Source organism: Flavobacterium sp. AJR (assembly GCF_002156885.1).
Lineage (GTDB): Bacteria > Bacteroidota > Bacteroidia > Flavobacteriales > Flavobacteriaceae > Flavobacterium.
In genome coordinates this window covers 1-12,192 of the sequence record NZ_NCWQ01000105.1, presented here as the reverse complement: position 1 = coordinate 12,192, position 12,192 = coordinate 1, and the positions used below count along the sequence as shown (strand labels likewise).

General features: G+C 30.6%; 12 protein-coding genes. 7 read left to right on the top strand and 5 right to left on the bottom strand.

Annotation, left to right across the window (positions count from 1 at the left end; translation table 11 throughout):
- Nucleotides 1-421 precede the first annotated feature (421 nt).
- Entirely contained in the window at nt 422-2,806 is a 2,385-nt protein-coding gene (locus tag B8T70_RS20935; protein ID WP_086896107.1) for a TonB-dependent receptor domain-containing protein, read from the bottom strand.
- A gap of 152 nt (nt 2,807-2,958) precedes the next feature.
- On the bottom strand, nt 2,959-4,107 hold the full coding sequence (locus B8T70_RS20930) for an AraC family transcriptional regulator (RefSeq protein WP_086896106.1): 1,149 nt from the start codon (nt 4,105-4,107) through the stop codon (nt 2,959-2,961).
- A gap of 177 nt (nt 4,108-4,284) precedes the next feature.
- On the opposite strand from B8T70_RS20930, the gene murQ reads away from it, so the two are divergent.
- The 7 genes from murQ to B8T70_RS20895 all read left to right on the top strand — a co-directional run bounded on the left by murQ (nt 4,285) and on the right by B8T70_RS20895 (nt 8,511).
- Nucleotides 4,285-5,100: an N-acetylmuramic acid 6-phosphate etherase gene (gene murQ, locus B8T70_RS20925; RefSeq protein WP_039112717.1), complete on the top strand. Its 816-nt coding sequence runs from the start codon at nt 4,285-4,287 to the stop codon at nt 5,098-5,100.
- 135 nt (nt 5,101-5,235) lie between these two features.
- Nucleotides 5,236-5,457, top strand: a complete 222-nt coding sequence (locus B8T70_RS20920; protein WP_039112716.1) for a DUF6095 family protein — start codon at nt 5,236-5,238, stop codon at nt 5,455-5,457.
- 26 nt (nt 5,458-5,483) lie between these two features.
- Nucleotides 5,484-6,056 carry a pentapeptide repeat-containing protein gene (locus tag B8T70_RS20915; RefSeq protein WP_039112715.1) on the top strand — a complete coding sequence of 191 codons (573 nt, stop codon included), beginning with the start codon at nt 5,484-5,486 and terminating at the stop codon, nt 6,054-6,056.
- A 2-nt stretch (nt 6,057-6,058) separates the two neighbouring features.
- Nucleotides 6,059-6,634, top strand: coding sequence for a DUF1572 family protein (locus B8T70_RS20910; RefSeq protein ID WP_086896105.1), 576 nt, complete (start codon nt 6,059-6,061; stop codon nt 6,632-6,634).
- Nucleotides 6,635-6,704: 70 nt separating this feature from the next.
- Complete coding sequence (locus tag B8T70_RS20905; RefSeq protein ID WP_086896104.1) at nt 6,705-7,169, top strand: hypothetical protein; 465 nt, start codon at nt 6,705-6,707, stop codon at nt 7,167-7,169.
- 149 nt (nt 7,170-7,318) lie between these two features.
- Nucleotides 7,319-7,690, top strand: coding sequence for a hypothetical protein (locus tag B8T70_RS20900; protein ID WP_039112713.1), 372 nt, complete (start codon nt 7,319-7,321; stop codon nt 7,688-7,690).
- Between the two features lie 44 nt (nt 7,691-7,734).
- Complete coding sequence (locus tag B8T70_RS20895) at nt 7,735-8,511, top strand: TerC family protein (RefSeq protein ID WP_039112712.1); 777 nt, start codon at nt 7,735-7,737, stop codon at nt 8,509-8,511.
- Nucleotides 8,512-8,583: 72 nt separating this feature from the next.
- On the opposite strand, the gene B8T70_RS20890 is transcribed toward B8T70_RS20895, so the two are convergent.
- From B8T70_RS20890 to B8T70_RS20880, 3 genes are read right to left on the bottom strand one after another with little or no spacing between them, the layout of a single operon-like run.
- Nucleotides 8,584-10,422 (bottom strand): type VI secretion system baseplate subunit TssF, encoded by a 1,839-nt coding sequence (locus B8T70_RS20890; protein ID WP_086896103.1) that lies wholly within the window; start codon nt 10,420-10,422, stop codon nt 8,584-8,586.
- A 42-nt stretch (nt 10,423-10,464) separates the two neighbouring features.
- Nucleotides 10,465-11,031 carry a hypothetical protein gene (locus tag B8T70_RS20885; RefSeq protein WP_123912138.1) on the bottom strand — a complete coding sequence of 189 codons (567 nt, stop codon included), beginning with the start codon at nt 11,029-11,031 and terminating at the stop codon, nt 10,465-10,467.
- A 12-nt stretch (nt 11,032-11,043) separates the two neighbouring features.
- The gene (locus B8T70_RS20880; RefSeq protein ID WP_086896101.1) at nt 11,044-12,066 is read right to left on the bottom strand and encodes a hypothetical protein; all 1,023 of its coding nucleotides are present in this window, start codon (nt 12,064-12,066) and stop codon (nt 11,044-11,046) included.
- Nucleotides 12,067-12,192: the final 126 nt, after the last annotated feature.

Sequence of the window (12,192 nt, the reverse complement as noted above, 5' to 3'; positions counted from 1 at the left end):
GTCATAACTTTGTTTTTAAGTAAAAAGTAAACGGAAGAAATCTGCTATTGACTTATCAATCCTAAATACAGGCTCCAGGCCTAATGAACTGTCCAAGCTCAAAAGCAGAGAGGGAAAGGAACTACCATTTCGAACAGTCTATTATGACAAATGACAATTTTTAGTTTTTATCTTTCCCTTTCTTCTGTTGAAAATCTAAACATAAATGTACTAAAAACAGAAATCCTTTTTTATTACAAACATAGGATGACAAACAGTGTGGATAATTGATGTTTATAAAAAATTCACGCCTTTGCGATAAATTTATTCAATACACTATTATAGATTTTCCCTTAATTTAATAACATTACCCGAAACCACTGGATTAAAACATGTTAGAACACTCTACTGTAATTATCTAATTTTCTAATTGACAAATTATCTAATTAGCTCTCTTCTTCTCATCTTCATTTCCAAAATCACGTTGATTAACATTAATTTTTTTGTTCCCGAAATTATAAACTACAGATAAACGAGCAAATCGGTTGCTTTCATTTTGGCTATAAACTTGTTTTACGCCATTTACAATCGAAACATCATCTTTTAGATAAGATGTATTAAAAATATCATTTACCAAAAAGGCAATCTGCATTGTTTTGTTTAACAAATCTTGTTTAAAACCAATATTCAGACTAGACGTATACCCAGTTTCATATAAACCGCTTTTGTAAGGTGTAGTATAGCTAAAATCTATTTGCAATTTAGTCGCTTTGCTCAATGAAAATGTATTATTTGTCGAAAAATCAACTTCAAGACTATTTGCTGGTGTTGCATTGATATCTTTAGTAAATTTAATTTTTGATCCTAAAAAATACAAAGAGTTCTCGCTCTGCCACCAATCTGTAAAACTAGCCGAATACGTTTCTCCAACTCCATAATTAATGCCTTTAAAATAATTCTCTCTCGATACAACTTGAGTCAATGTTTCAGAGTTTGCAGTAAATATTACGCCATAGCCATCTGTAATCGCATTTAAGAAAACACTAGTTCGCAATATTTTTTTATACGAATGAGAAAATTCAAAATTGTCACTAAAAGAAGGTTTCAAAAACGGATTTCCTTCAGAATAACTATTACTACTAATATAAACTCGAAACGGATTCAATAAAGAAAAACTCGGCCTACGGATTCTTCTTCCATAGTTTAAACTAAAACTGTTATTTTCATTTTTATTATAAGAAGCATAAAACGTTGGAAATAACTTAAGATAATTGTTTATCGTTTCCTGATTCAGGTTTTCCGAAAAACCATTTGTTTGCGTATTTTCTAATCGCAATCCTGCTTGAAAATTCCATTTTTCATTGATTTTTTTATCTGCACTAATATAAACTGCCTGATTATTTTCGGTGTATTTAAATTGGTTTGTTTGGTTTATATCTAATTCTGGAGTTCCAGTAATCGTATTAAAGAAAATAACATCACTATTACTTTTTGTAAAACTTACTTTCGCCCCATAAGATAAATTTAACGCTTGAAGCGGATGTTCCATATCAGCCTTAAAACTTAAATTATCAATATCCTGATTTGAAAGATTACGTCCTGATTGATCTACATCGATAAAGGTTCCATCTGATGAATAATTGTTTGCTATAAAATCTCTATCAAATTTTGAATTATAATCAAAGTAATCTACATCAAATGACAATTTTCGGTTGAGAGAATCCAGTTTTGTAATCAAATGTAAATTATAAGTTTGATTGCCGGATTTCCTGTCTAAAAAGCTCTCATTGATTATATAACTATCCAATACATTTTGAGAATTGTATTTATTAATTCTAATATCCGAGTCAAAATCCGGATTGCTTTTATCTTTTAAAAATTGAAAACCAATTGTCGTTTTTTCTGAAAAATCATAATCTAAAGCTAACTTTCCAGATACATTTTCCTCATTTAATTTTGTTATCACATCCATTTTCGTAGGCCCTTCTACGAAATACATATCCAGAGTTTCATTAATATTTTTATAGCCAGTTTTTCCATTAACACTAGCCGAAAACCTAAACTTATTTTTATTATAAAAGAAATTATTCCTTAAAGTATAAATTCCGTATTTATTTTGATCATAAGATGCTGTAGTTGTGTTTTTCCAAGAATCACGAGCCCCTTTTTTCATAACAATATTAATCAATCCCCCAGTACCTTCCGCCTCATATTTTGATGAAGGATTACTTATAATTTCGATATTCTTAATATCACTTGCCGAGATAGATTTCAAGAAATCATTTAATTCTTCGCCCGTTAATTCAATCATTCTTCCGTCAATCATCACACGAGAAACTCCCTTTCCTAATATATTAATAACATCATTCTGCACCGCAACTCCTGGTGCAGTATTTATAGCACTCAAAGCATCGCCAGCAACGTTTGTTACATTATTTTCAAGATTATAAACCAAACGATCTGTTTTTTGCTCAATCGTATTTTTTCTGGATTGAATGACAACTTCTCCCAAATTTGTTACATTTTCCTTTAAGATAATCAAACCCAAATTGGTATCTTTTTCAATCATAATTTCTTTATCAAATTCCGAATATCCTTGTGAACTAATTTTTACTTTATAAGATCCTTTATTCAAAATCAATTCAAAACTACCATCTTCTTTTGTGGTTACTCCATTTATAATTTTTCCGTCTTGATTTAAGATTACAACATCTGTCCAGACTACTGCTGTTTTTTCATCAGCAATTTTTCCATTTAATTTAAAGGATGTTTGTGCTAAACAAAAGAGAGGCAATAGCATAAAAATAAAGAGGCATACTTTTTTCATAATTTCTAGTTTTAACTTGTTTGATTAATTTGAAGCAAAGTTGCCTTAGAAATTTCCCATATGCGACCGACAAAAAAAGTCGAACCAATTTCTTTTTAGGAAATCAGTTCGACTTTATTAAGCATGAAGTACGACTTTTTACAAACCGCTAATTACGAAGCGTTTCGGTAAGCCGTAGGTGTAAGATTAGTATATTTTTTAAAAGAAGTATTAAACGAAGATTTTGAGTTAAAACCTACTTCGTATAGAATTTCTAAAACTGTTAAATCACTTTTTAAAGGATTTTTTAAAATACTCATAGCTTTTTGGATGCGATATTCGTTTACAAAATCAAAAAAATGCTGATCCATATGATGATTAATCAAAACCGATAAATCCCGAACCGGAATATCGATTTGATTGGAGAGTTCCTGAATCGTGAGCGACGGATGAAGAAAAGGTTCTTTTTCAGTCATATATTGTTTCAATGTCGAAATTTGAGCCGTAATCACTTCGTTTTTATTCTCTTTTATTTCGATCGTATTTTCATTTTCCTCAGGAATAATGTCTCTTGCCAATTGCAATTTAGAATCAATTCCTCTAAAAAGTTCGGGATAATTTAAAGCCTTTAAGACAAACCAGCAGGTTACTACTAAAGCCAAAAATTGCATTACTACATTTGCCCAAATCCACAGTAAATTAAAATCGGTATATCTTATAAAATTCTTAGCTATTGATAAATAATACAAAACAAAGAGTACAATTGATATTTGAAATAACCATTTAAAAATAGAAGTTTTAGGATTGGTATAATTTTCCTGATATATTTCTCTATACTTTTTTAAAACCCAAAATACACCAATACTATACAATACGATTTGCATACCTAACATTAACTGGAAACCGTAAAATTCGGGCATTTCACTACGATGATTATAAAACTGCATTTTATCTACATCATTTAAAAAGTAAATCCTGAGTATGAAAACAGCATTTATGATTATAAATGGAATGGCATGAATTACATGCTTGGTTTTTAATCGAAAATCAGTGAAGCAAACTGATATTATATACAGATAAAAAGCAGGAAGTATCAAAGCACAACTAGCCCATCTAAAAAATTCTAAATTAAGATGGTCTTTAACGAAAGCTTCATTAATAAAAATTCCAGAATTATCAATTGCAAAAAGCAGTAAGTATGCCACAAACAGTCGGTTTGCTGATTTATTTTGGGTTTTCACAGTGAGTAAAAAGAATGCCAGCAATAATGAAACAAAAACTGACATCCAGCCCATAACACCCAAAAAGCTATCTATATTCATTTATTTTTTTGATTATTTAACAAATATAATATTTTAGTTCTTTTAATGAGATTTCAGAAAGCAATCGTTGCATAAAAATTAAAAGAGAAAAAGTTTTTTTTATCTTTTAATTCTTACGTTCTAAATTTCGAAATCGCGAGAAAAAAGATTAATTTTGGACAAGATATTATACGAAAAATGACCTTCACAAAAACTACAGAACAGTCCTCAAAATATGAACATCTGGAAAATATGAGTGTTCATGACTTAATGATTAATATAAATCAGGAAGACAAAACAGTTCCATATGCCGTAGAAAAAGCAATTCCACAAATAGAAGCTTTGGTAGATCAAATCGTAGCCAAACTAAAACTTGGTGGACGCTTATTTTATATAGGTGCAGGAACATCTGGTCGTTTAGGAATCTTAGATGCATCCGAATGTCCTCCTACTTTTGGCGTTCCAGCATTTTTAGTAAACGGAATCATTGCCGGAGGAGATAAAGCCATTCGTCAAGCGGTAGAAAATGCCGAAGATAATCCCAAACAAGCCTGGATAGATTTGCAAGCGCATAATATCTCCGAAAATGATGTTGTGATAGGAATTGCTGCTTCGGGAACAACACCTTATGTAATTGGTGGTTTAGAGGTTTGCAATAAAAACAACATAATCACAGGTTGCATAACCTGTAATGCCGAAAGTCCGCTTTCACAAACAGCCCAATATCCTATAGAAGTAGTTGTAGGTCCAGAATTTGTTACAGGAAGCTCCCGAATGAAAGCTGGAACTGCTCAAAAATTAGTTCTTAACATGATTTCGACAGCAACCATGATAAAACTCGGAAAAGTAAAAGGCAACAAAATGGTGGATATGCAATTAAGCAACAGCAAATTAATTGATCGTGGAGTAAAAATGATTATGGGAGAAATTCCTGTTACATACGAGCAAGCATCTGATTTATTACACAAATATGGAAGTGTAAGAAATGCTGTAGATAATTTTCAGTCACAGTAATTCAGTCACAGTTACTGGTACTAGTCTCAATAAAAATATTGCAAGGATATACTATCTGTCATGCAACAACAAATAGAAGTTTTTTAGTTCTCGTAACTATAAACTTCAAACCTTAAACTTTTAAGAATAAAAAAAATGGGAACAAATAAAGAGTTAATAGGAAAAGGAATTAAATACTTATCGGGTTCTTTGCCCCTATTATTTATTGGCCCTGCAGTAATTTACAATGCGTTTATGAACAAACAAAACGTTTGGCATTACTTAGTTCTGGCTATTGGCATAATTGCCTGTTTAGCGGGAATGTTTTTAATCTTTTATGGTTTAAAAACAATCATGAGAGGGCTCTTTAACGACTAATATTTAAACAAAACTCAAAAACTCCAATGGATAGCTTAATTCATATTCAAAAAACATTCGATAAGGTTATCTACATTGATAAAAAAATAAACAACCGCGAATTTGAGGATTGTGTATTTAAAAATTGTGATTTCTCTAATAGTAATTTTGCTTACAATACCTTTTTAGATTGCGAATTTATCGATTGCAATTTATCTATGACCAGCCTAAAAGGTACAAGTTTAAAAAATGTAACGTTTAAGAACTGTAAATTGCTAGGAATTGCGTTTAATGAATGCGAAGATTTTCTGTTTCAGGTATATTTTGAAGAATCGGTTTTGGACTATGCCTTGTTTTCTAATAAAAAAATGCCAAAAACTAAATTTGTAAATTGTTCTATGAAAGAAACTACTTTTATAGGAACCAATTTAACCAGTTCTGTTTTTGATAACTGTAATCTGGAAGGAGCAATTTTTAACGAAACTCAATTGGCAGGTGTTAATTTTAAAACAGCTTATAATTTTAAAATTGATCCAGAATTTAATCCCATGAAAAAAGCTCAATTCTCGACCGAGGGAATTTTGGGACTTTTAGATAAATATGACATTAAAATTGTATAATTATGAATGCATCCGAAACGTATTTAGAAAGTGTAAAAAAACAGTTTTTATATTATAAAACACTAGGCGAAAAAGCAATCGCACAACTCGAGCCAGAGCAACTTCTTGTTACAACAAATGAAGATACAAATAGTATAGCAACGATTGTAAAGCATCTTTCGGGCAATATGCTTTCGCGTTGGACAGATTTCCTTACAACCGATGGCGAAAAAGAATGGCGCAATCGCGATGAAGAATTCGAAAATGATTTCCAATCTAAAGAAGAAATAATGACTGCTTGGGAAAAGGGTTGGAAATGCCTTTTTGATGCCATAAATAATTTACAAGCCAATCAACTTTCAGACATTATTTATATTCGAAATGAAGGTCATACGGTTATTGAAGCTATCAACAGACAATTAGCACATTATCCTTATCATGTTGGTCAAATTGTATTTTATGCCAAACAATTAAAAAACAGCAGCTGGGAAAGCCTATCGATTCCAAGAAAAGAATCTAAAAATTACAATGCAGGAAAGTTTGCTAAAGAAAAAGAAATTAAGAACTTTACCGATGATGAGTTAAAGAGATTAAAATAACAATATTTCTAAAACTACGCGGAGTCGAAAGCATACAATCTATTATTATATTTATTTCAGAATTATAAATATGAAAGACAACAAAAATGAGACACATCATTTTTTGCCTAGTGGAGAATGGGAAGGATTTTATTGTTATTCTAATTCACCGGCACAACATAAAATGTCTATTGAATTAAATTTTGCAAATTCTATTATCTCCGGCTCTGGAACTGACGATGTAAATTCCTTTAGATGGAATGGTTCTTATAATCTGGAGCATTTTAAGCTAAAAATGGTCAAAACTTACCCTACGCATATCATCAATTATAACGGAGATATTGACGAAAATGGTATTTGGGGCGTTTGGGATAATCCTGAAGATTTGAGTTTTTTTGCTGATATTTCACCAGAAATTTTCCAACAAGCCAAAGCGATGACAAAAGGTGGTTTTCATATCTGGCCAAAAGCAGCAAAAAGCGAATCTAAAGAAGAAATTAGAGAAGAAGTTAAAGAATCTAAAAAATTAAAAGAGTTTTATATCCAGAAAATTTAAAACTTAATAAATCAATATAACACTAATGGTTCTTGTGAACCAATTGCAAACTAGCCCTGATTGCAATGGAAATCCTTTTATGTCGGGGTTCGACATAAAAGATTGAAATGAAAAGCAGGATTAGCTCCTAAATAAACAAATTACTTATTATGAAAAAATTACTATTACTCCCTTTATTACTTATTGTTGCGTCTTGTTATAATACAGAACACAATTGCAAGGATTTTAAAACTGGAAAATTCAAATTTGAATACGAAGTTGATGGAGTAAAAAAGACAACTATTTTTGAAAGAAAAGATGATATCGAAATCGAAACTTTTGAAGGTAAAACCGATACTGCAACAATTCGTTGGGTAAGCGATTGCGAATACGTTTTGGAAAAGAAACACCCAAAGAACAAAGCCGAAGAGAAAGCTATCGGAATGAAAATTTTGAGTACAACCAAAGATTCATATACTTTTGAGTTCGGAATGGTTGGTTCTACCCAAAAACAACGCGGAAAAGTTGTTCGAGTAGATTAAATTACATTTTTTATACTAATACCCCTTAATTAACACCTTTTTAAATGGAAGTATTCTTAAACCCTGACGCTTGGGTTGCCTTATTAACACTGACTTTTCTTGAAATTATTTTAGGAATTGACAATATTATTTTCATATCTATAGTAACAGGAAAATTACCTCCTGAAAGTCGTAAAAAAGCAACTAGAATTGGTTTGTTTTTAGCCATGTTCATGCGTATTGCTTTGCTAATGGGTATTTCGTACTTAATTGCTATGAAAGCAACAGTTTTTAGTATTAAATGGGGCTGGCTAAATGCCGATTTTACTGGACAAGCCTTGATTTTATTAGGTGGTGGATTATTCTTGATTTATAAAAGCACCAAAGAAATAAGCGAAAAAGTTGACCATAAAGGCGATGAAGAAAAAACATTAAAAGATGTTGCAAAACAGTCCTTCTCGAATGTAATTGTACAAATTTTACTAATCGATTTAATCTTCTCTGTAGATTCTATTTTAACTGCTGTAGGAATGACAAATGGTGTTACTGGCGCTTTAACAATTATGATTACTGCCGTTGTTATTTCGGTAGCAGTTATGATGTTGTTTGCAGTTCCTGTTGGAAATTTTGTAAATGCAAACCCTTCTATTCAGATTTTAGGACTTGCTTTTTTAATCTTAATTGGGTTTATGCTTATTACTGAAAGTATGCACTTATCTAATGCTTCTTTAATAGGAGAACATATCGGGGCCGTACCAAAAGGTTACTTGTACTTTGCTATATCATTCTCATTGGCAGTTGAGTTTATTAATATGAAGATGAGAAAGAGATCGAAATCATAACTGATTTAATTTATAACAAAAAAAGCGCTAAGATATCTTAGCGCTTTTTTTGTATTTATTTGTTTCCTAAAATTAATCCTCGATAAATAATCGATACGGGAATACATTTGATGATCTGTTTTTTAAATTCTTCATGAAACTCTCACACAAATAATCCCATTCGGTTACCGATAAATGTTCTTTTTCGGCTGCATTAATTTTTAGATAAATATCTACTGTTCGGCTGAAACCTGCTTTTACAGAGATTTCTTTTCGCGTTCCTTTTTCTATTTTAACATCGGTAATGCAACTTTTAAAATGGTTAAAAGCAAATGCTTTTATATCTGCAAAAGTTACAATTCGTCCTCGTGTTAATAATGCATTACGATAAGCCAGAATACGGTCTTTGTTATTCTGTTTATTCATTCCGCCAACCGTATTAGTAACTAATACCGCTTCTTTACTCACAAAAAACAAATCTTCTTTAGACTCTAAGACTGTACCTGCTTTAATATCATTTCCTTCTTCGGCACATGTCGACCAATAACTTATTATAAATGATTTCCCTACTGATTCATCAATTTTAGGTTTAATCATTAAATACGGATCATTATTTTTAGAAAAGCTACTTTCTTTCGCCTGTTGTTCTACCGAAGCCAATAGTTGATTAATTTCGACCAATGAACTATTCATAAAATCTTTCCCTAAACCCGAAAACGATGAACTCTCGTCTTTTAATAAGTCTAATACATTCTGAAGTAATTCTGAAGCTGTTCTGGAATCAAATCTAGAAACTCCTCCTGTACGTAATACAGCATTTCCTTCTTCGATAACTCCGTCTTTAAACTCTTTTATTTCATAATGGTTATCAAATGGATCTACTACAGTATCTACATCAAGATATATATTATTACCAGTATCTAAGGATACATAAGACAAGAAACCACCAAGTGTTTTATTTATGATATGTCGTCTTTTATTAATTACAGGAAAGCAATTTGCTGTAAAAGATACATTGTCTATTATTTGAGGAATTAATGACTCTGGAAAAACCATTTTAATCCAAATAACAGAATTATCATTATTGTTTGTTACCTCATCAAAACATCTATATTCTGAGCCATAATCTCTTATGTTCTTATGTTTCAATGCTCCTTTTAGCGTATAAAAATTATCAAAGTAAAATTCATTTACTTCTTGCATCAACTCGCTAAGATGAGTATAATTTCTGTTTATGATACTTTCGATATCTAGATTGTTTACAGGAACATTATATCCCTCCTCTATCTTAATTTCCTCATCATCATGAAAGCATTTCATTTGCTTTAAATAATAATGGAACATTTCTTTTTGGTGGGTGTTTTTAATATCTATAAACAACATTAAATCCTCTAGTTCTTCTACGCTAGTATTATTTAATTCTATTCCTAAAAACACTATTCCTGAAGGTAGTGAGTTTTTATAATCGCGGACTGAGTCTTTGTAAAATAGATTTGAAACTTCGTATAGATTTCTTTCGTAGGCAATGTACTTAACCTCACAAGAAGCTAATTTCACCTCTAATGTTGGCGAAAGCGTTATCTCTTTAGTGATCGGTGCTAACGGATTATAAATATTATGAATTCTCCTGCTTACCGACATTTGGTTTAGCAAAGAAACTTTCATGTTGTTATCTATAGGTAAAGCATGCATGATTGCTCTAGATGGTTTGGCTCCGGCGCTAACTTCTGGAAACATAATTTCAAGAACTCTTTCAACCACACGAGTTTTAGAATCTTCAAGTTCATGAGCTACTTTTTCAAGTTCATACGATAATGCATTTAGCATCATTGATACAACAGGATCAAATGATGTTTCCATCTCTACATCCGAAAAACCCCATGATCTCGCTGCTCTTTTTAATACTCTATCTTTTATTCGTTCTTGTCTCATTTACTTATTTTTTGGAACGTATTTTTTATTTTACTAATACTTTTATTTTGCCGCTAATTGCAAAATATATTTTTTAAAACTCTTACTCGCATTACCATAAAATAAACATGGATCTACTTCTTGCTTATTGTTATCAGTAACTCTTTTGCATCCTTCCCTATAAAGGGTTATTTTATTTGTTATTGATGACATCCTTACAAATTGAGATACAATCCCTTTTTGATAATAACTAATTTCAATATCATAATGACCTAACAATGCAACGCCACTCTTACTAAATGATTTTTTATTTTGCAAAAAATTATTTAATGTAGTAATCTGACTCTTTGTCAATCTTTTTTTTGATTGTACAAAAACTGTATCTTTTTCTTCTTTAAAGTCATTATACGGTAGCGTTAATTCTCCTGTAATACTGTCTTTTTTAGCGGGTATAATATTTATAGCTAAAGGCGCATTAAATTCTTTATCTCGATAAAATATATTGGATACAACAACACTATCCGTTTTTTGGAATAATAAAATATTACTATTATTAAACTGTTGGCAAAATACGTTTTGATATACTAATAAAAATAAAAGAGTACTTAATATAAGTTTCATTTTCTTCATAACGAACATAAATTAAGGGGTTAAAAATTTAGTTATAGTAGGTTTATCATAAATTCCATAATCTAATTCGCCTATAGATATTCCTAAATATTTCTCGAAAAAAGGAACATTCATTTTTGTATCATCAGATATTCTAAATAATTCTGGAGAACCAAAAGACGCATAGGTTGCAGGTAATGAATACTGAACTTTAACATCAACGCTATAAGCTAACCAAGCCGCATAATTAGTACAATAACTTGTTGAGAATATTTTCTTTACCTGAGATAGAGTTAATTTGATTGTACCATTAGATAATTTAGTATAATTTTTAGCTTCAATATATTTAGACAATACCTCATGATTAGGAACAGCAATATCATTAACTATAAACTCCTGTGTATCGGCAGTTGTTCCGTCTTTTTTATACTTAGGATTTTGCATTATTTTTTTTATTAAATAATTAAAAGGAGGATGACTTTGACATCCCCAAATTTTAACCATCCCATCATTTGTAAAAGCCTTTTTAAAATTTGCAAAATCAAAAATCTTATTTTTTATATCACTTATTCTCATGTCAAGGTCAATTGCATCACTTTGTGATGAATTCCCTAAGATTGGACCACCAGGATAGGCATGAGAAAAAATATTTAACTCTTGTAATGTAGTTGACTTATTTAAACCAATTTCATCAACTAATTCATAAATACTTTTCTTAGTAATATAATTTGATTTCCCCAAAGCATCAAAAGCATGTCCTTTAGCTGCAGGATAATTGCTTTTAGATATTTTATCAAAATTTTTTATTGAAACCGATTTTCCATTTTCAATAATCTCAATCGTACCTTTTAAATCTATAATAATAAAGGTTAAATCATCTTTAGCTTTATTATTAGCTATAACTTTTGATTTGTAATCATTACAATACTTGATAAACGAATTTCCCGTATGATAATCTATCCCAGCAACTAAAATATATTGTTTCAAAGCATTAACCTGTAATTTTCCTCCTTTAAAACCTTTAGCACCTGAAATTTGATATGTTCTTGTAGCCATTTTAAATTATTTTTAAACATGTTCAATTTCTAATTCTTCTCGCAATTCAGCAGTACCATCTGCCGTTATTTTTCCTGTAACTTTTATTTTTTTTACTCCTTTTGTCAAATCTTTATCATCAATCTC

What these genes read in the sequence shown, in the direction of transcription:
- B8T70_RS20935 (WP_086896107.1), bottom strand. Translation starts at nt 2,806, where the DNA reads ATGAAAAAAGTATGCCTCTTTATTTTTATGCTATTGCCTCTCTTTTGT.
- B8T70_RS20930 (WP_086896106.1), bottom strand. Translation starts at nt 4,107, where the DNA reads ATGAATATAGATAGCTTTTTGGGTGTTATGGGCTGGATGTCAGTTTTT.
- murQ (WP_039112717.1), top strand. Translation starts at nt 4,285, where the DNA reads ATGACCTTCACAAAAACTACAGAACAGTCCTCAAAATATGAACATCTG.
- B8T70_RS20920 (WP_039112716.1), top strand. Translation starts at nt 5,236, where the DNA reads ATGGGAACAAATAAAGAGTTAATAGGAAAAGGAATTAAATACTTATCG.
- B8T70_RS20915 (WP_039112715.1), top strand. Translation starts at nt 5,484, where the DNA reads ATGGATAGCTTAATTCATATTCAAAAAACATTCGATAAGGTTATCTAC.
- B8T70_RS20910 (WP_086896105.1), top strand. Translation starts at nt 6,059, where the DNA reads ATGAATGCATCCGAAACGTATTTAGAAAGTGTAAAAAAACAGTTTTTA.
- B8T70_RS20905 (WP_086896104.1), top strand. Translation starts at nt 6,705, where the DNA reads ATGAAAGACAACAAAAATGAGACACATCATTTTTTGCCTAGTGGAGAA.
- B8T70_RS20900 (WP_039112713.1), top strand. Translation starts at nt 7,319, where the DNA reads ATGAAAAAATTACTATTACTCCCTTTATTACTTATTGTTGCGTCTTGT.
- B8T70_RS20895 (WP_039112712.1), top strand. Translation starts at nt 7,735, where the DNA reads ATGGAAGTATTCTTAAACCCTGACGCTTGGGTTGCCTTATTAACACTG.
- B8T70_RS20890 (WP_086896103.1), bottom strand. Translation starts at nt 10,422, where the DNA reads ATGAGACAAGAACGAATAAAAGATAGAGTATTAAAAAGAGCAGCGAGA.
- B8T70_RS20885 (WP_123912138.1), bottom strand. Translation starts at nt 11,031, where the DNA reads ATGAAGAAAATGAAACTTATATTAAGTACTCTTTTATTTTTATTAGTA.
- B8T70_RS20880 (WP_086896101.1), bottom strand. Translation starts at nt 12,066, where the DNA reads ATGGCTACAAGAACATATCAAATTTCAGGTGCTAAAGGTTTTAAAGGA.